The following is a 19424-nucleotide window of genomic DNA, read 5'->3' as shown; positions in this document are numbered from 1 at the left end:
TTATCAAGCGTCCGAAGCCAGAGAAGGCGCCCCCCGGGGCGCCTTTTTTACTGTCCGGGGCCGGGCCGGAGTCCCTGCAGGCCCGGGACTCCGATCAGGGCCGCTGGCGGCTCTGCTTCCAGATCCGCAGCCCCAGCCACACGGCGCCGGCCAGCACCGCCACCAGCAACAGCACCTTCACCACCCGGGCGGCGGGCTCGATCCAGCGCTCCACATTCGTGTAGCCCTCGCCCAGGGCCAGGCCCGCCAGCGTCAGCAGCAGGGTCCAGATCAGGCTGCCGGCGGTGGTCCAGAGCAGGAAGGGGGCCATCGGCATCATCTCGATGCCGGCGGGCACCGAGATCAGGGTGCGGATGCCGGGCACCAGCCGGCCCCAGAACACCAGGGCCGTGCCATGGCGGCTGAACCAGCGGCGGCTGCGGCGCAGCTCCTGGGGGCTGATGCCGATCCAGCGGCCGTGGCGCTCCAGCCAGTGCTCGATGCGCTCCTCGTTCACCAGCCGGCCGATGCCGTACCAGGGCAGGGCACCGAGCACGGTGCCCAGCAGGCCGGCCAGCACCACCGGCACCAGGGAGAGCTTGCCCTGATGCACGAAAAACCCCCCGAGCGGCATGATCAGCTCGGAGGGAATCGGGGGGAACAGGTTCTCCAGGAACATGGCCGCGAAGATCGCGCCATACCCTGCGGCCGGGTTGGCCTCCACCGCAGCGCCGATCATCTCGGGCAACTTCTGGACCAGTTCGATCGCCATCGGGCCAGCCGGATCAGAGGCGCCAGTCTTCCACGACGGCCCGGTCGCTGCCAGGAGCTCCGGGCCGTCGCCGCTCAGTAGCGGTAGTGGTCGAGCTTGTAGGGGCCTTCCACGGGCACGGCGATGTAGGCCGCCTGCTCGGTGGTGAGCTCGGTGAGCCGGGCGCCGATCCGGTCGAGGTGCAGGCGGGCCACCATCTCGTCGAGGTGCTTGGGCAGCACGTAGACCTCCTTGCCGTACTGGTCACCCTTGGTGTACAACTCGATCTGGGCCAGCACCTGGTTGGTGAAGGAGTTGCTCATCACGAAGCTGGGGTGGCCGGTACCGCAGCCCAGGTTCACCAGCCGGCCCTCAGCCAGCAGGATGATCCGGTTGCCGCTGGGCAGGATCACGTGATCCACCTGGGGCTTGATGTTCTCCCAGGCGTACTGCTTGAGGGACGCCACATCGATTTCGTTGTCGAAGTGGCCGATGTTGCACACGATCGCCTGATTCTTCATGGCGAGCAGGTGCTCGTGGCGGATCACCTGGTAGTTCCCGGTGGCGGTCACGAAGATGTCCACATCCGCCACCACGTCCTCGAGACGCACGACGCGGTAGCCCTCCATGGCGGCCTGCAGGGCGCAGATCGGATCGATCTCGGCGATCATCACCGTGGCGCCGAGCCCGCGCAGGGACTGGGCCGAACCCTTGCCCACGTCGCCGTAGCCCAGCACCAGGGCCACCTTGCCGGCCACCATCACGTCGGTGGCACGCTTGATGCTGTCTACAAGCGATTCGCGGCAACCGTAGAGGTTGTCGAATTTGCTCTTGGTGACCGAGTCGTTGACGTTGATGGCCGGGAACGGCAGCTCACCGCTCTTCTGCATCTGGTACAGACGGGCCACGCCGGTGGTGGTCTCCTCGGTCACGCCCTGGATGTTGGCGTAGATGCGGGAGTAGAAGCCCGGCTGCACCGCCAGCCGCTGGCGGATGGAGTTGAACAGGGCCACCTCCTCCTCGCTGGAGGGGTTGTCGAGCACCGAGAGATCCTTCTCGGCCTTGCTGCCGAGCACCACCAAGCCGGTGGCATCGCCACCGTCGTCAAGGATCATGTTGGGGGTGCCGCCGTCGCCCCACTCGAGGATGCGGTGGGTGAAGGCCCAGTACTCATCAAGGGTTTCGCCCTTATAGGCGAACACCGGGATGCCGGCGGCGGCGATGGCGGCGGCGGCGTGGTCCTGGGTGGAGAAGATGTTGCAGGAGGCCCAGCGCACCTCAGCGCCGAGGGCCACCAGGGTCTCGATCAGAACGGCGGTCTGGATCGTCATGTGCAGGCTGCCGGCGATCCGGGCCCCCTTCAGGGGCTGCTCGGCACCGAACTTCTCGCGCAGGGCCATCAGGCCGGGCATCTCGGTTTCGGCGATCGCCAGTTCCTTGCGGCCCCAGTCGGCCAGGCCGAGATCGGCGATCACATAGGAAGAAGTTGCCTGAAGGCCAGCGAAAGCAGCCTCAGGGCTGGAAGGTGTTGCCACCATGAATGGGAAGCTCCCCAAGGGGAGGGCGAAAAAGTGGAAATATCTGCAGAGACGCCGAGGCTTCGGGCTCGCTGGAGGGCAATCTACATCGATGGAATCCGCTGACGCGATCGAGGTGTGCCATCTGGCGGACCCCGCCGCCACCGACGCCCTGGGGCGGCGACTGGCGTCGCAGCTGCTTGCGGCCGGTGACGGTGACGGCGCCCTGCTGCTGCTGCGAGGGGAGCTCGGGGCCGGCAAGACGTCGCTGGTGCAGGGGCTGGCCGCCGCCCTGGGCATCGCCGAGCCGGTCACCAGCCCCACCTTCGCCCTGGCCCAGCACTACGACACCGATACCGGCTCCGACGCCGGCACCACGGCCCTGGTGCATCTGGATCTCTACCGGCTGGAGACGGGCGCCGCGGCCGATGAACTGTTCGCCCAGGAGGAGGAGGACGCCCGCGGCCTCGGCGCCGTCCTGGCGGTGGAATGGCCCGAGCGGCTCAGCTTCCAGCCCGAGGGAGCCTGGGAGGTGGCGTTGAGCCACGCGGAGGAGGGCGAGGGCCGGCTGGCCCGGATCACGCCGCCGGGCTTCACCCCGCCGCCAGGCTTCACCCCGCCGCGATCCTTGCCTCCAGCGCCGCGATGATGCGGGCGTTGGCGGCCGGGAAGGGGTAGCTGGCGAGCTCATCCGGCGCCACCCAGCGCACCTGCTGAGAGGCCAGCGGCTGCGGCTCCCCCGCCAGCCAGCGGCAGAGATGCACCACGAAGCGCAGCCGCTTGTGGCTATAGGCGTGCTCGAGCGTGATCAGCTCCTCCCCCACCGTCACCTCGATGGCCAGCTCCTCGCGCAGCTCGCGCCGGATCGTCGCCTCGATCGCCTCGCCCGGTTCCTGCTTGCCCCCCGGGAACTCCCACAGCCCCCCGAGCAGGCCCTCCGGGAGCCGCTGGTCGATCAGCACCCTGCCGGCAGCGTCCGACACCACCCCCACCCCGATCACCTGGAACGGCACGGGCGGGGGGGTGTCCTTCACGGGGAAGCGGCCGGGGTCGCCGGCAGCGTAGGCAGCGCAGTGCGGCTGCCACGGACAGGTGCCGCAGGCGGGCTGGCGGGGGGTGCAGACGCCGGCGCCCAGGTCCATCAGGGCCTGGTTGAAGGCGCGGGGCCGCTGCGGGTCGAGCAGGGTCTCGCTGAGCCGCCAGAACCCGGCCAGCTCCCGCTTCGGCGGAACCGGGTGGGCCATCAGCCGGGCCAGCACCCGCTGGACGTTGCCGTCAAGGATCGCGAAGGGCCGATCGAAGGCGGAGGAGAGGATGCTGCCGGCGGTGCTGCGGCCGATGCCCGGCAGGGCCATCCAGCCCTCGAGGCTGCGCGGCCAGGGGTCGCCGCTGCCCGCAGCCGATGGCTGGGCGCCGGCGACGAGTTGCCGCGCCCCCGCGTGCAGACGGCGGGCCCGGGCGTAGTAGCCCAGGCCCTGCCAGAGCATCAGCACGTCGTGCTCGCTGGCGGCGGCGAGGGTCCCAACGTCAGGAAACGCCGCCATCCAGCGGTGCCAGTAGGGCAGCACCACCGCCAGCTGGGTCTGCTGCAGCATCACCTCGGCGACCCAGCACTCTAGGACACACAGCTCTTCGCCTGGATCTGGCCAGCGGCCATCCGGCGTGAACATCCAGGGCTTCTGGTCGATGCGGCGCCGTCCATGGGCTTCCCACCAGTCCAGAATCTGTCGCCGCAGAAGCGGAGCCTGGTCCGCCAGCCCGCTCAGATCAGGGTCGGACATGGGTCCTTGCGCGTCAGTTGGCATGGGCAATCCACCCCCTCAAGGGAGGCTCGTCCAAGCAGCGGGACTGCCTTGCGTCGCATCTGGCCTCCCGAATGCTCATGAAATCCCTGCGATGGATGCTTGAGAACACGCTGGAACGGCCCGCATGAAAGCCCAAGCCGCTGCCAGCCCATAGCAACCAATTGGGTGACTGCATCGGAAAATGTCGATTGCGATGCCCGAAGTCAAAATAAAAAGTTTTTAAATTTGGGGATGGCCCGACTGCGCTACAGGACGAAAGATGAGAGGCCAGTTTGCAATCTGCAACAGCAAAGGCCGTCTCTCCAGGCGCCTGGATCCATGATAGAAAAAAGAAGAAGGCCCCGATCCCTCAAGGGGCAAACCCAAACCTCAGCGAGCCAACGCACGGGCTCGCGCGGAATCATCAGACTCTGATAGAGGAAAAGGGCTGGCTCTGTGCGCAACCAGCCTCGGAGGGAATATCGGCAAAGTACCGTGCCTACTTTAGATAAGGATCATTCTCAGTTCGGAAAAACCAGTTCAATCGGTCTGAACGAACCAAAAGGCAACTTGAAGTCTTTGGTTTCCAGCAACAGCCTCTTAACAGCAAAACGGATTGAGCTGGAGATCGAGGAACTACTTAATGCCAAGCTTGCCAATAATCACAACAAAGTTGACGCACACTATTGTGCATTGTTCAAGCTCGGACTGAAGCGCGAACGGGCAGACGAGCGGGTCTTATATCTGTGGGCTGAGCGCCATAGCTATGATATTTCTCCAGGCGGAAATAACATTCACGTCGAGGAACGTCGTTTCGGGGAACAAAGGCACACCCAAGGCTTGCGCCAGCAATTGCCCGGATTTGGTATAGACAAAGAGCTGCATTTGCTGGTCGCTGATGCGTCTGCAGGGAAATCTACCGCCGCTGCGGAGCTTGCAACGGTCTACAGCACACGTGACAGGGGGTTCCTGGACCAGGAAGCACCTCGCAACGATCCTGAGGATGATCCCCGCAGCACTGTCTTGATCATCGCAAGCGATGGAGATGGGAGCGCCTACGCGATGTGGGAGGACTATCTGGATTCAGTGAATGCAAACGAACGGGGAGCCTCGATTGTCATTTGGGCACAGGATGACGAACGGGGCGAGCGTCCCTGGAACATGAGCCTTCCAAACCTTGAACGCCTCGCTAGTCGCCTGGAGAAAGGAGATATCTGTGCGGTCATCATTGATACTGCAAATGCTGTGTTTCGTGGAGCTGGATTGCAACCTGGCATTGGTCCCATCGAAGAATATCTGAGACTTCTCAAACAGATTGTCTGTAAACACAGCGCACTGTGGATCCTGCATCACACAAATCGGACTGGGAATGCATCCGTCAAAGGTATTGGTGGTCATGCTGCATTTCAGGAGGTGCCATCAGTAATCCACATGATTGAGTCGCGCCCAAACGGCAACGGAGAAAAGCTCAGGGTCTGGCATGTACTAAAGTTGCGTGGTTCCGATTATCGCAGCTTTTCATACGGGTTTACGGAGGAGGGGCTTAGGGTAACTGAAGGTCACTACTATGTGAACTGTGCTGACCAAGTCTTGGGGGCAATCGCCCAGCAACATGCAATGAAGGCACAAGGGATTACTGCTAGCACAAGTGCAGCGCAGATTATCGCTATTACAAAGCGGCCCAACCAATCGGTCTACAACGCAATCCAGCGCCTCAAACAAGAAGGAATGCTGAAGCGTAAAGGGACTGGCTACCTCCTGACTGCGAGGGGCACTAAACACTTGGACAGCCTTCGCGTAGCCAGCAAGTCGCCTGCACCCCCCCTTCCGCTGGAACATCACCCGACTGGTAACACAGAGGCTTAAAACCCTGTGACATCAGTGGGTTAAGAGGGATGCGTAGAGACCAGAACATCGAGACTATGATTCGAGGCATTCTGGACTTTCCCCTGAACTCCAAAAACATTGCGACAACAGAGATCATGGCCGTTGGCTTACCAATAAGGCAGTTTCGGGTGGGGGGTGGGGGGGATGGGCCTGATCAGCACCAATCGAGACCAGGTGGCGCCAGGGTCAAATGGATACTGCCTAGTTACCAGGACGATTGAAGGGTTGAATCAATTTCTACCTATAGAGAATCTCGACTTAAGCCTTCAATCTTCCAGAAGAGGCACACTGCGATTCTTCAAAGCTCGCCAACGGTGCATCTTGACGAACAGGTGGGTAATGGACTTGTTGCGACAGCCCAATCCGTGTTACAACTTCTGTACCAACTGGATGCTTGGTGACCTGGCAAGCCCCCTCTGCCAACGCAGGAGACGAACGGCAGGTAAGTGTTCGTTTTTCTCAAGCGTCAATTGACCACATCCACATTGAGTTGACTATATGAGCATCCATAACATCCTCGCCGAGTTCCGCGATGCCGCCCTCAACAACCGAGACCTAGGCGACAAGTTCGAGCGGCTTATCTGCCGATACCTCCAACTCGACCCGCAATACGCTGAGCGGTTCTCCAACGTATGGCTCTGGAACGAATGGCCACTCAAGGGGGATAGTGGCGATATTGGAATCGATATCGTCGCGGAGGAAGATGCCACCGGTGATATCGTCGGCATCCAGTGCAAGTTCTATCTGCCCGAGCACCAACTCTCCAAGGGCGATATCGACTCATTCCTCTCCGCCCTCGGCAAGCGGCAGTTTTCCTCCGGCATCATCGTCTCAACCACAGATAAATGGGGGTCGAATGTCGAGCACACAATTAAGGACCAGAGCAAGCCGATCCAGAAGCTCCGAGTCCAGGACCTCGACGCCTCACCCGTGGACTGGTCCACATTCTCGCTGGAGGCCATCAACAGGCTCAAACTCCAGAAGAAGCGTGACCCCCGACCTCACCAAAGAGCCGCCATCGCTGATGTCAAGGCGTGCTTCGCCGATCATGACCGCGGCAAGCTGATAATGGCGTGCGGCACCGGGAAGACTTACACCTCCCTTGCCATCACCGAAGAGATTGCCCTCGGAGGAACCGTTCTCTTCCTCGTTCCCTCTCTCGCTCTACTCGCCCAAACACTTCGCGAGTGGACTGCCTTCTCTAGCAAACCTATCCACGCGCTCGCCGTCTGCTCAGACTCTAGTATCGGCCGCCGAAAGACGAAGGACGCTGACGATGTTGATATTGACGTAACAGATCTTGCCTTTCCCGCCACGACTAACACAAAAGCGCTCATACACCAGTGGGAGGCCCTTCAGTCAAAAATCAAGAAGCGCAAGCAGTCCAAGGAAAACCGTGGCACTGCCGTCGTGTTCTCCACTTACCACTCAATCGCTTCTGTCCACGAGGCGCAGAAGAAGGGCCTGCCTGACTTTGACCTAGTTGTCTGCGACGAAGCTCACCGCACCACTGGCGTCACCCTCGCCGACCAGGACGAGTCCCACTTCATCAAGATCCATGATAACGACTACATTCGCGCCTCCAAGCGCCTCTACATGACCGCAACCCCACGGGTCTATGGAGACGAGACTAAATCGAAAGCCGACGACGCCGACGCCACTCTGTGCTCAATGGACGACGAGGCTGTCTACGGCCCAGAGTTCCATCGCCTCGGCTTTGGCGAAGCCGTCGAGAAGAATCTACTCACCGACTACAAGGTACTCGTCCTTGCCGTGGATGAAGCCTACGCCTCTAAGACCTTCCAGGCTCAGATCGCCGATTCCGACAACTCCCTAACCCTCGACGATGCCGTACGCATCACAGGCTGCTGGAACGGGCTCGCGAAAAAGCTTGATCACACAACCACTGACGAGGCAGAACTGTACGGGGATCTCGCCCCAATGCGTACCGCAGTCGCCTTCTCACGTTCCATAGCTGACTCCAAGGCGTTCTGTTCCTACTTCGGAGAACTCGTCGATTCATACAAAGGAGATCATCCCGACGAAGAAAACCTCCTTGACGTGCAAGTAGACCATGTGGATGGCAGTATGAATGCCATCACACGCGCCCACAAGTTGGATTGGCTCAAGGAGCCAGGTCCGGCCCTGCGCTGCCGCATTCTCTCCAATGCACGCTGCCTTTCGGAAGGTATTGATGTCCCCAGCCTCGACGCCGTTATTTTCCTCAATCCACGGAACTCCGTCGTCGATGTAGTCCAGTCCGTCGGCCGGGTAATGCGCAAAGCTACGGACAAGCAATACGGCTATATCATCCTACCCATCGGAATCCCTGCTGGCATAACACCTGAAGAGGCACTTAAGGACAACAAGAAATACGCAATTGTCTGGCAAGTTCTCCAGGCACTGCGTTCTCACGATGATCGCTTCAACGCTACTATTAATCAGATTGAACTGAACAAGAAAGCGCCCCCGAAGATTGGCGTTATTGGGATCGGAGAAGGTGGCGGAGTCTCAGACGACACCGGTTCAAAATCCGATGGCGACAGCACCGATAAAAAGTCCAATGGAAGTCAACAGTACACCTTTAACTTCTCCCATCAGCTCCAAGAATGGAAAGATGCTCTCTATGCACGCATTGTCAAGAAGTGCGGGGAGCGCCGTTACTGGCACAAATGGGCTGAGGACGTCGCCAAGATTGCACAACGCCACACTGACCGCATTCAGCTCCTGCTTGATCAAGGAGGGCCGAAACATGTCAAGGCCTTCGACCAGTTCTTGTCCGGACTCCACCAAAATATCAACCCTGCCATCACGAGCGAAGAGGCTGTTGAGATGCTCTCCCAGCATCTCATCAGCAAGCCCATCTTCGATGCCCTCTTTGCTGACTACGCCTTTTCCGATCTCAACCCGGTATCCCAGTCGATGCAGAAGATGCTTGACGCCCTAGAGGGTCAAGCGCTTGAAAAGGAAACTGCCAGCTTAGAGAAGTTTTATGCTTCCGTTCGCACCCGTGTTGCTGGCATTGACAATGCAGAAGGCAAGCAGAAGATAATCCTAGAACTTTACGAGAAGTTTTTTGCTACTGCCTTTAAGTCAGTTGCCGAACGCCTTGGCATTGTGTACACCCCCACAGAGGTTGTGGATTTCATCATCCGTTCAGTTGAAGACGTTCTCCAGAGCGAGTTCAATTCCTCTCTAAGCGCAAAGGACGTCCACATCATTGACCCCTTTACCGGCACCGGCACATTCATCACACGCCTCCTCCAGAGCGGTCTCATCAGACCCGAAGACATCCAGCGCAAGTTCACCAATGAACTCCACGCCAACGAGATCGTCCTCCTTGCCTACTACATAGCCGCCATCAATATTGAGGAGACCTTTCACACTCTGCAGCAAGAAGCAGGAGCGAACGACGACGACAGTCACAAGAGTGCTGATCGTCTCGAATACGTGCCATTTGATGGCATCGTCCTCACTGATACGTTCAACCTTACCGAAGTCTCGGAAACTCAGACCGAGATGCAAGATGTCATGTTTCCAGTTAACAACATGCGCGTCACACGGCAGAAGAATGCACCAATTCGCGTTATCCTCGCCAACCCGCCGTATTCGGTGAATGACAACCCAGTCGCTTACCCCACTCTCGACACTCGAATCACCGAAACCTACGCCGCCCGTTCAGCAGCCATCAATAAAAACTCTCTCTACGACTCATATATCCGAGCGATCCGCTGGGCCAGTGACAGAATAGGCAAACAAGGCGTTATCGGATTCGTAACCAACGGCCAATTCATTGACTCCAACGTAGGCAGCGGCCTACGTGCGTGCCTCGTAGATGAGTTCACATCGCTATATATAGTCAACCTTCGCGGCAACGCTAGAACCTCCGGTGAACAGCGCCGCAAGGAGAAGGATAATGTCTTCGGCCAAGGTTCTCGCACTCCAATTGCCATCTCTATCCTTGTCAGAAACCCTCTAAAGAGAGGGCCCGGAGAACTCTTCTACCACGATATAGGCGACTACCTCACCCGTCAGGAAAAGCTAAGTACTATCGCCAGACTCGTCAGTATAAACGCCCTGAATCGCGAGAATAAATGGTGCAGGATTAGGCCCAACAGCTCTCATGACTGGATAAATCATCGTGATCCGGCATTCCAGAGGTTCATTCCCATGAATTCAGATCATCACGGACAACTGGAGTTCTTCGCGGATCGACAGAACGGAGTTCAAACTAATAGAGACGCATGGGTTTACAATTTTTCGCGCCATAAGCTTGCCACAACAATGCAGACCAGCATTGACTTCTTCAACCAACAGGTAGATGCGCATGGAGCGGCTTGCAGAGCAGCGTCGGATCCACCTGCCGAAGCAAAAAGGCGAGTAATTGAAGATGACAAGCGAATAAAGTGGACTAGCTCCCTTATTGCAAAGCTGTGTCAGTCTCGGAAGACCACTTTCTCAGAGGCAAAGATCGGTATATCACTCTATCGTCCATATTCAAAGTCTGCACTATATTACGACAAGCACTTTAATCACCGCTACAAAGAACGGATCTATCCAACTATTAACCACCAGAACTTGATGATTATGTGGCAAGTTCGATGGAGTGGGTCAGGGATAGGTGCGCTAGCAGTGGGAAATCTGCCAGACTTACATCCTGATGGAGGTGTCCAGTGCTTCCCCCTATATCTCTATGAAAAGGTGCAGGCAATAGCTGGCAGACTAGACCTAGACACAGAAGATGATGACGTCGTAATCATTGATGGCTACCGTCGCAGAAATGCCATCACTGACGGTATACATGCCAAGTTTCGTCTCGTATATGGCGATAAAGTAGAGAAGGAGGACATATTCTATTATGTTTACGGCATCCTTCACTCACCTGAATACCGCGAACGCTTCGCTGCCGATCTTCAGAAGATGCTGCCACGGATTCCTTTGACTAAGGAGCTTGCCGACTACCAGTGCTTCACTCAGGCAGGTCGCGATCTCGCCAATATGCATCTTAACTACGAGACTGTTGACCCTCATCCGAACATCTCGGAACAATGCGACGAACTCTGTATTGATCCATGGGAGCTGTTTAAACTGCAGAAGATGACCTTTGCCCGACCCAGCCCTAAGCAGAAGGCCCAGGGATTAAAATGGGACAAGACCCGCATCGTCTATAACAGCAAAGTAACTCTTTCTGGCATCCCGCTAGATGCCTATGACTACGTCGTCAACGGCAAGCCTGCACTTGAATGGATCATGGAACGATATCAGATTACGGTAGACAAAAATAGTGGCATCAAGAACGATCCTAACGACTGGTGCCGCGAGCATGACAACCCCCGTTACATCATTGATCTCGTGAAACGAATTACTCGCGTGTCCGTTGAAACCAACCACATCGTCGCCAACCTGCCAGCCCTTAACGAAAGAACCTGATATCGATAAATTGCTTGTTTACTCAAAGGAACTCGGAGCGGTTGAATGCTCTTGGCCTCTACGGGGGGGGGTGGGGGGTAGAAGGCTACATTACCTTTGGAATGCCTTGTTAGCTTAACTCGCTCGATTAGCAGAACGCAGAGTAGGGCGCGCTACTCTGCATACTTACTTGCTAACCTCAATTCATAGATTGTGATAGTGACGGTCCTGCGGCCAATTTCAAATTCACGATCACGACGCGCCAGGATGGTGAGATATCGCGTATCAACGAGATGGTATCTGCTAGTAAGAGGCTAATATATTGATACCACTAATTCACCCCAGTGTTTTGAAGACTCGCATGGACTGGGTGGCGGTCTGCGAAAGCCTGATCCATGATTAGGGGCTCGCAATCACCCAATCAGCGGCGCCCGCTGGAGCCCGCGCACCCGTTGTTGGCGTCAACCAGAAGAAGTGTGGATCAACCAGCCACCAAAGGGCCCAGAAGCGATGCTGGCGCTACCATTTATTCGGGTCGCCTGAGTGGCAGCCAAGCAGTGACAACTTCCCTGAAAGTCACCGCCCCCTCCAGGTATGCGCCCCGCCGAATCCACTCCAATTTTCCCTGATACGGCGTGCCAGGCGGCCGCCCCAGCGCAGACTGGGTCAAGTAGGCTCCTCCTGCGGGAAGGCGGGTTGCAGGCTCGAAGAGTCTGTATTTTCTCCAATAAGCCTCTCGACGCTTACAGGCAGGCGGTTCCAGGGCATTATCGTGGACTCGCAGGCCTCTTATACCGCCGAAGCACCCCGAGCAGGATGGATACCGGACCCCTTCGAAATGCTGTTAGCCAGACATAGGACATGGACGCAGAGGCGATTCGGAAATTCACCATCTTGGCTAGTGCCGTCGACCACAGTTGGCGGGCAATGGAGAAGTCCCTGGAATGCGAGTGGGTCTTACCAGCTCTAACTCTCACTTACTGTTTCATCGATAACATGGCTTCTTTGGCTGCAGAGGAGACAGAAAGTGATATTGGCCCAAGATTTGAGCGCTGGGTGTCTGACTGGATGCTTTCGCGTGGGAAGCTGGACTGTGAAGCAAGCGATCTCTATGGGGCCCGATGTGCTGTAGTCCACCACTGGTCGGCAGAGTCAACCGTCAGCAAGAGGGGAAAGGCAAAACACATCCTTTACCACTATGGAAGCGCAGACCCCACTCAATTACATGATCTAGCACGCAGACATCCTGGCCAATATGTCGTTGTTCACTTGGATACTTTAATCGAAGAGACAAAGGGGGGCGCAGTCAACTTCATTGGTAGCCTAGATGTCAATGTAGAGCTTCGCGAAAGAGTTCTCGGCAAAGTTGATAAACTCTATGTGTCTCCAGCCACATGGCTAAGTCCTGGAATCGGAACAGGCTCGTCTTCTGGCTAACATCCAGATACAGAAGCCGGGAGCAGTGCAAATCTGTTTATCCTTCGATTATCTGCCCGCTTCTGATCTGGAGCGTTGATGGGCCTATGTTCTACAGCGCCCCAAACTCCATCACATCCAGCGTCATGCCATCGCCCCTGGGTGATCAGGGATCCGGTGTGCTTTGAGTGGCTGGTGGCCCCCTGCGCAGTGCTTGACCACGTCCGCCGCTCAGCTTCCGCAGCGTCTTCTCGGACCTCGCCCGCTGGGCGCTTGCCCCAGAGCCGCCTCTGTTTCCTGACGTGTCGTTTCAGATTAGGTCGTCTTCAGAGTTGATCTCCTAGGAAAGGGGGAGAGAGGCATCGACCCCCATTTCCTGGGCACGGAAATACACGATTTCCTGAAGCCCAGCGGCAACATCTGAAGGCAAAACAGGTCCATCCACAAGGGAAACCTCAGCTTTGCCTTCCTTGAGCCGCTGGAACCAACGCCTGCACGCGAACAAGAAGGCGAGCCCACGCTTATGCCCCATGGCGCGCAAGGCATGAAGCTCACCTATGACAGTCCCCCAGTACTGACTGAGATCACCCTCAGGGCCAGGACGATTGTACTGAAGAGTGATCAGGTCACCACCAACAACCCAATGGACACCAAGTTGCTGGAGCCAGGAGTTGAACTGCATCCGCTTAGCAACATCCCGCAGATCCGCCGACAAGAACTCTGCAACCCTCTTTGATGTGGCCTGAGCACTAAGTAGCGGATCTGCAGGTTGCAATTCGCTCAGCCTGAGGTTCAACTCAGCGGCCTGTTGCTCCGCCTCAGGTAACAGCCTTCGAGCGAGCTCTAGGGTCTTCGTCAAGACATCAATCTGAGTCTCATTCGGGCTCTCCTTCATGAGTTCATCAGCCAAGCGCTCTTCGCCGCGCTGAATCCTGCCTTGAAGCTCGACCCGCTCATCTTCCGCAGCCCGGATCTGCCTACGCAGAACCTCCACCTCAGGCCCACTCTGCACAGGAAACAGGTTCTGCCAGTCGGCCAACGACAACGTCGCCATCAACAGCGCTTCAGCTTCGTCCAGCGGAAGATTCATCGTTGGCTGTTTCCGCCAAGCCCCAAGCTGCTCGCGGCAGCGGCTCTCACCACGCTTGGCTGCAGCACCGCAACTGTCCATGCATGTGATGTATCCGGGATGGCCTGGACGGGCGTAGCGACCCGCTGCCCTGTAGGTCAGTAGGGATCCGCAACCAGCACACCGAACCAAGCCACCGAATAGAAAATGGGCCTTCCTAGCCTTGGTGGTTGATTTCTTCCGATCCCGGCTTGCCTTCGCCCGCTGTGCTCGATCGAAAATCTCTCGGCTAATCACGGACGGGTAATAGGCAGGGATGTCGTGACTGTTCTTCCGCTCAAGCATCCCGGTCACAGCCAAGTCCCTCAATCTCTGGCTGACCTGTCCACGGTTCCAACGTCCGTTCTTACTTGACGGTGCCGGATCGAATCCATCGCTGTTCAACTCGTCGGCGATCTGTGTCTGCCCCATGCCAGCAAGGCACATTCTGAACATCGCCTCGACAGCTCGGGAGTGACTATTCAGGCGGAATGGATCCTGGGGGCAGGCCTCATCCCGATCGATCCAGTAGGGGATGCCATGCCTGGGGCGCTCTCCTCGATCCTGGGCCTCATAGATCTTCTTCCACCCCCCACGTGACCAGGCGGACTTCGTCTGGCTTTCGCTGTGGGCCTGGGAGAACATCATGGAGAGAACCGCCAAGTGGATCCCACCCGCGTCAACCTTGAACAAGGGCTTCCCGGATTCGTAAGCGCAGCACGCGAAACCCAGACCTTGATCCCAAATGCTGAAGATCAACGACTTCAGCGCATCAACCGGCTCTTCCCTACTGAAGCGACGGAAGTCCTCAACCACCAGAACGCTGCCCACCGGAACAGTTCCACCCTCGGCCGCTCTCAGGAACCTCCCCAAGGCGCCTCTCAACCTGTGAGTGCCGCTGTAGGCCGAAAGCCCAGGGTCGATCAACTCCTCCGCCAGGGAGAACTCGGGATGCCCCCGCAACCACCCTGCGAGCGCCTGCTCCTGACGCTGGAGCCCAGACTTGCCGCCCTTGGCTTGGCCACCACTGGAGACGCGACGGTAGGAGAAAGCCAGTGCCATCCAAGAATCACGGCGGCATGGTCAGCCTAGTCTTGCTATGCCGCAGAGCACAGCATCACCTCGGCGACCCAGACCCCGTAGGCGGCCAGGGGCTCCCCCGGCCCCGGTCGGGAGCCATCGGGGTGAAGCTTCCAGGGAATGTGGTGGCGGCCCTCCCGCTCCCACCAGGCGAGCAGATCGGCCCGCAGGGGCCCAATCGGGCCCGGAAGCTGCGGGGGCCGCGTCCTAGAGGAACCCACCCGGTCGGGGTCGGCCGCTGGAGAGGGAGACGTTGCCCTGCAAGGGGCCCTGCCCAGCCCCCTGGGCAGGGGCCGGCGGCGGGGCGGGGCGCGATGGCGGCTGGGGCACGGCCACCACGTTGAAGGCGATCGACCAGCGCTCCCCCTCGCCCCGGAAGGGGGGCACCGAGTGGGGCTGCCAGGCCGGGAACACATAGAAGTCACCGGGCACCGGCAGCACGTAGTGGGCCATGCCGGTGCGGAAGCTCTGGATGTGCCATTCCTCCGGGCCGTGGAAGCAGAGCTGGCCGTCGAAGCTGTCGGCCCGGATCTGGGGCGGCACCTGCAGGAACAGTACGCCGGAGAAGCTGCCGCCGTGGGTGTGGGTGGGGTTGTAGTCGCCGGCGCGCTGGGCGTTGAGCCAGAGATCGATCATCTGCAGGCCGTAGCGGCCCGGCGTCCATGGACCCCGGCCCTGGGGCGGCTGCTGGTCGATCACGTGGCGGATCCAGCGCTCGCAGGCCGGCAGGATCACCGAACGGCAGAGCTCGGCGGCGGCGGGATGGTCGGGGCCGAGCTCCCGCTGCTGGGTCAGCTGGCCGGCCAGCTTCACCGAGGCATCGGGACTGCGTTCGGGCGCCGCCAGCACCCCCCGGGCCATGGCCTGAAGATCGGCCAGCTGGGCGGGGCCGAGGTGGCCCTGGAGCAGGTAGCGGGGAAAGAGACTGATCACCTCCATCGTCGGGTCCTCCGAGGCTGCGGGGGGCATGCCGGCCATGGGAGGAAGAGGTGCGTGCGGTTCCAAGCCTCGCAAACGGAGCGCCCGGGAAGGCGTCAGATGGCCACGTAGGCCTCGACGGCGTCGCTGACGCGCCGCAGGCCGGCCAGGCCGTCGCGCTCCAGGTTGCGCACCCGGTCGCGGCTGATGCCCAGGATGCGGCCAATGCCGGTGAGGCTCATCGGCTCCTCGCCGTCGATGCCGTAGCGCATCTTCAGCACCCGCCCCTGCAGTTCCGGCAGCTGCTCCAGCAGGGCCCGCAGGTCTCCCTTGAGGCATTCGCCGTCCACCAGATCGGCGGGCAGCAGGTCGTCGCCGGCCAGCAGATCCAGCAGCTCGGTGTCCTCACCGTCGCCCACCTTCGTCTCCAGGCTCACCGGCTGGCGGGCGCGGCAGAGGAGGTCTTTCACCTCCTCCTCGGGCAGCTCCACCGCCACGGCCAGTTCGCTCAGGGTGGGGGTGCGGCCCAGCTCCTGGCTGAGCTCCCGCTGGCCCTTCTTGAGCTTGTTGAGGGTTTCGGTGATGTGGATCGGCAGGCGGATCGTGCGGCTCTTCTCGGCGATCGCCCGGGTGATGCCCTGGCGGATCCACCAGTAGGCGTAGGTGGAGAACTTGTAGCCGCGGGTGGGATCGAACTTCTCGACACCCCGCACCAGGCCGATGGTGCCCTCCTGGATCAGGTCCAGGAGTTCCATGTTCCGCTTGGTGTACTTCTTCGCCACGCTCACCACCAGACGCAGGTTGGCGGCCACCATCCGCTCCTTGGCGCGGCGGCCGGCGTGCAGGCGCTTGCGCAGCACCTCCGGCCGCAGGCCCGCCGCCGCCGCCAGCTCCTGCTGGCTGGGCTCGCTGCCGCCGGAGCGCATCTTCAGCTCCTCGCGCATCTCCTCGAGGGCCATCAGCTCCTGCACCTGGCGGCCCAGGGTGATCTCCTGCTCATGGCTGAGCAGCGGCACCCGGCCGATGTCCCTCAGGTAGGAACGGACCAGGTCGCCGTCCACCGGCGGCATCGAGCGGCCGGAGGAGGCGCGGACCACGGCCTGGACCGTGTCGGAAACCTGGATCGTCTCGGCGATCTGGACCGTGTCGGACGTCGAGGGTTGGGCGTAGGCGAGGGCGACGACCATGGATCCGATCCATAACTGTCTGTAAAGCGTAACATCACGAAGTGTGAACTCCTCTCAGAAACGGGAGGGCCCAGAAACGCGGTCCGGACGGGCCCGCATCAGCCGGTGCCGAGCCGGGGCAGCAGCAGCTGGGCGGTCCTGAGGTAGATGAACACGCCGGCTACGTCGGTGGCCGTGGTGATGAACGGGGCCGACATCAGGGCCGGATCCAGTCCCAGGCGGTCGAACAGCAGGGGCAGGGCCGCTCCGGCGGTGGCCGCCAGGGTGGTGATGGCCACCAGGCTGATGCCCGCCGAGGCGGCCACCAGCGGACTGCCCCCCATGGTCCAGGCCCAGGGCACCACCACCACCGCCAGCAGCCCGCCCAGCAGCGCCCCGGCGACCAGCTCCCGGCCGATCGTGCGCCAGGGGCCCAGGGACTGCAGCCGCTGGGTGCTGAGACCCCGGATGACCACGGTGGAGCTCTGGGCGCCGACGTTGCCGCCGGTGCCGATCAGCAGCGGGATGAAGGCCGCCAGGAGCACCACCTGCTTGAGCACATGCTGCTCGGAGGCGATCACGGCCGAGGTGCCGGTGTTGGCCACCAGCAGCACCAGCAGCCACACCACCCGGCGCCGCGCCACGGTGAACAGGTTGCTGCGGAAGTAGTCGTCCTCGTCGCCGGCCTGCACGGCGCCGGCCGCATAGAGGTCGCGGGTGGCCTCCTGCTGGATGACGTCGATGACGTCGTCGACGGTGACGATGCCCACCAGCCGCTGCTCCCGGTCCACCACCGGCACGGCCAGGAAGTCGTAGCGCTGGATCACCCGGGCCACCTCCTCCTGGTCGGTGTCGGTGCTGACGCTCATCACCTCCCGGGTCATCACGTCCCCGAGCCGGTCCTCCGGATCGGCCGTCACCAGATCCCGCAGGGACAGCATGCCGCTGAGATGCCGGGAGGCATCGGTCACGTAGAGGCTGTAGATCGTCTCGGTGTCCCGGGCCCGGCGACGCACGATGTCGAGGGCCTGCTGGGCGCTGTGGAATTCCTTCAGGTCGATGAACTCGGTCGTCATCAGGCGACCGGCGGTCTCGGCCTCGTAGCCGAGCATCTGGGCGGTGACCCGCCGCTCCGCCGGGCTCAGTTCCGCCAGCAGCCGCCGGACCACCTTGGCCGGCAGTTCATCGAACAGTCGCACCCGGTCGTCCGGGGACATCTCCTCCACCAGCTCCAGCACCTCGCCGGAGCGCAGCCGCTCCAGCAGGCTCTGCTGCACCGAGCCGTCGAGGTACTCGTAGACCTCGATGGCCTCGTTCTTGGGCAACAGCCGGAAGGCGAGGGCCTGGAGCGTGCGCGGCAGGGTGCCGATCGCCTCGGCGGAATCCACCGGCTGCACGGGCTGCAGCAGCAGTTTGGCGCCGTCGTAGTTGCCCGCCTGCAGCAGACCCTCCAGCTGGCGGGCCACCACCTCGGCGACGGCGGAGGCCTCAGCCATCGCTCCTCAGATGCCGGTGGGTACGAGTGTATGGGCTGAGCCGCTAGGGTCCGCGGCGTTCTCCCCTCCCCAGGAACCCATGGCCGTCAACGTGAGCGACGTGGTGGTGCGCACCGCCGCCGGCCAGGAGCGCCGGCTCGGCGAGTGGGCCGGCCAGGTCCTGCTGATCGTCAACGTGGCCAGCCGCTGCGGCTTCACCCGCCAGTACGCCGGCCTGCAGGCCATCCAGGACCGCTTCGGCCCCCAGGGCTTGGCCGTGCTCGGCTTCCCCTGCAACGACTTCGGCGCCCAGGAGCCGGGGACCCTCGACGAGATCCAGCAGTTCTGCTCCACCACCTACGGCGTCGGCTTCGAGCTGTTCGACAAGGTGCACGCCACCGGCTCGAAGACCGCCCCCTACGACACCCTCACCCAGGCCGAACCCGCCGGCGACGTGGCCTGGAACTTCGAGAAGTTCCTGATCGGCAAGGACGGCACCGTGGTGGCCCGCTTCAAGAGTGCGGTGGAACCGGACGGGGCCGAACTGACCGCCGCGATCGAGAAAGCGCTGGCGGCCTGAGCCTGCTGGGACCCGATGCCGTCAGGGTCAGCCGGGCAGCCAGCCCCGGCTGGCCCGGCCGTCGGCGGTGGAGGTCTCCACCCGCAGCCAGCGGCGGCCGCCCGGCTCCAGCCATTCCCGCAGCACCCGCAGCGGAGCGCCTGTTTCCAGGCGCACCAGCACCGGTGCCTGGCAACGGGGGGCGCAGTGGAGACCGAGGCTGCCGCTGCTGATCAGGGGCTCGGCCTGGCGCTCCCGTCGCCGCACCTCCGGGAGCCGTCGCTCGCCGCCGCCGGCGGGCAGGGCGGCGGGGGCCATCAGGGCGAAGCCCAGAAGGGCGGCCCAGCGCCAGGCCGGCAGAGGCATCGCAGGACG

12 protein-coding genes are annotated in these 19424 nt (G+C 60.9%); 4 read left to right on the top strand and 8 right to left on the bottom strand.

What is annotated here, in order from left to right; translation table 11 throughout:
- Positions 1-94: 94 nt before the first annotated feature.
- Both CJZ86_RS01895 and ahcY read right to left on the bottom strand, forming a co-directional pair.
- Complete coding sequence (locus tag CJZ86_RS01895; protein ID WP_094584282.1) at positions 95-751, bottom strand: DedA family protein; 657 nt, start codon at positions 749-751, stop codon at positions 95-97.
- Between the two features lie 74 nt (positions 752-825).
- The gene (ahcY, locus tag CJZ86_RS01890) at positions 826-2268 is read right to left on the bottom strand and encodes an adenosylhomocysteinase (protein WP_094584281.1); all 1443 of its coding nucleotides are present in this window, start codon (positions 2266-2268) and stop codon (positions 826-828) included.
- A 91-nt stretch (positions 2269-2359) separates the two neighbouring features.
- Here ahcY and tsaE point away from each other — a divergent pair, with 91 nt between their 5' ends.
- Positions 2360-2896 carry a tRNA (adenosine(37)-N6)-threonylcarbamoyltransferase complex ATPase subunit type 1 TsaE gene (gene tsaE / locus CJZ86_RS01885; protein WP_094584280.1) on the top strand — a complete coding sequence of 179 codons (537 nt, stop codon included), beginning with the start codon at positions 2360-2362 and terminating at the stop codon, positions 2894-2896.
- Here tsaE and mutT read toward each other — a convergent pair.
- Positions 2859-4028 (bottom strand): 8-oxo-dGTP diphosphatase MutT, encoded by a 1170-nt coding sequence (gene mutT, locus CJZ86_RS01880; protein WP_094584279.1) that lies wholly within the window; start codon positions 4026-4028, stop codon positions 2859-2861. The genes tsaE and mutT overlap by 38 nt on opposite strands.
- 498 nt (positions 4029-4526) lie before the next feature.
- Between mutT and CJZ86_RS16430 the strand changes: the two genes are divergently transcribed.
- Together CJZ86_RS16430 and CJZ86_RS01875 are read left to right on the top strand one after the other, a co-directional pair.
- Entirely contained in the window at positions 4527-5897 is a 1371-nt protein-coding gene (locus CJZ86_RS16430) for a P-loop NTPase family protein (protein ID WP_158219483.1), read from the top strand.
- A 519-nt stretch (positions 5898-6416) separates the two neighbouring features.
- Entirely contained in the window at positions 6417-11348 is a 4932-nt protein-coding gene (locus CJZ86_RS01875; protein WP_094584278.1) for a DEAD/DEAH box helicase, read from the top strand.
- A gap of 1735 nt (positions 11349-13083) precedes the next feature.
- Here CJZ86_RS01875 and CJZ86_RS01870 read toward each other — a convergent pair.
- The 4 genes from CJZ86_RS01870 to mgtE all read right to left on the bottom strand — a co-directional run bounded on the left by CJZ86_RS01870 (position 13084) and on the right by mgtE (position 18511).
- The gene (locus CJZ86_RS01870) at positions 13084-14913 is read right to left on the bottom strand and encodes a recombinase family protein (RefSeq protein WP_094584277.1); all 1830 of its coding nucleotides are present in this window, start codon (positions 14911-14913) and stop codon (positions 13084-13086) included.
- A 225-nt stretch (positions 14914-15138) separates the two neighbouring features.
- Entirely contained in the window at positions 15139-15900 is a 762-nt protein-coding gene (locus CJZ86_RS01865; protein ID WP_094584461.1) for a putative 2OG-Fe(II) oxygenase, read from the bottom strand.
- 65 nt (positions 15901-15965) lie between these two features.
- Positions 15966-16919 (bottom strand): RpoD/SigA family RNA polymerase sigma factor, encoded by a 954-nt coding sequence (locus tag CJZ86_RS01860; protein ID WP_094584460.1) that lies wholly within the window; start codon positions 16917-16919, stop codon positions 15966-15968.
- Positions 16920-17134: 215 nt separating this feature from the next.
- Entirely contained in the window at positions 17135-18511 is a 1377-nt protein-coding gene (mgtE, locus tag CJZ86_RS01855) for a magnesium transporter (RefSeq protein ID WP_094584276.1), read from the bottom strand.
- 79 nt (positions 18512-18590) lie between these two features.
- Between mgtE and CJZ86_RS01850 the strand changes: the two genes are divergently transcribed.
- A complete protein-coding gene (locus CJZ86_RS01850) occupies positions 18591-19070 on the top strand; it encodes a glutathione peroxidase (RefSeq protein ID WP_094584275.1) in 480 nt (159 codons plus the stop codon).
- A gap of 27 nt (positions 19071-19097) precedes the next feature.
- Here the strand turns inward: CJZ86_RS01850 and CJZ86_RS01845 are convergent, their stop codons facing one another.
- Positions 19098-19415 (bottom strand): hypothetical protein, encoded by a 318-nt coding sequence (locus tag CJZ86_RS01845; RefSeq protein ID WP_094584274.1) that lies wholly within the window; start codon positions 19413-19415, stop codon positions 19098-19100.
- Between the last annotated feature and the right edge of the window lie 9 nt (positions 19416-19424).

Source organism: Synechococcus sp. BO 8801 (assembly GCF_002252675.1).
Classification (GTDB): domain Bacteria; phylum Cyanobacteriota; class Cyanobacteriia; order PCC-6307; family Cyanobiaceae; genus Cyanobium.
The sequence above is the reverse complement of the archived record's forward strand: the minus strand, read 5'-3'. Positions and strand labels throughout refer to the sequence as shown.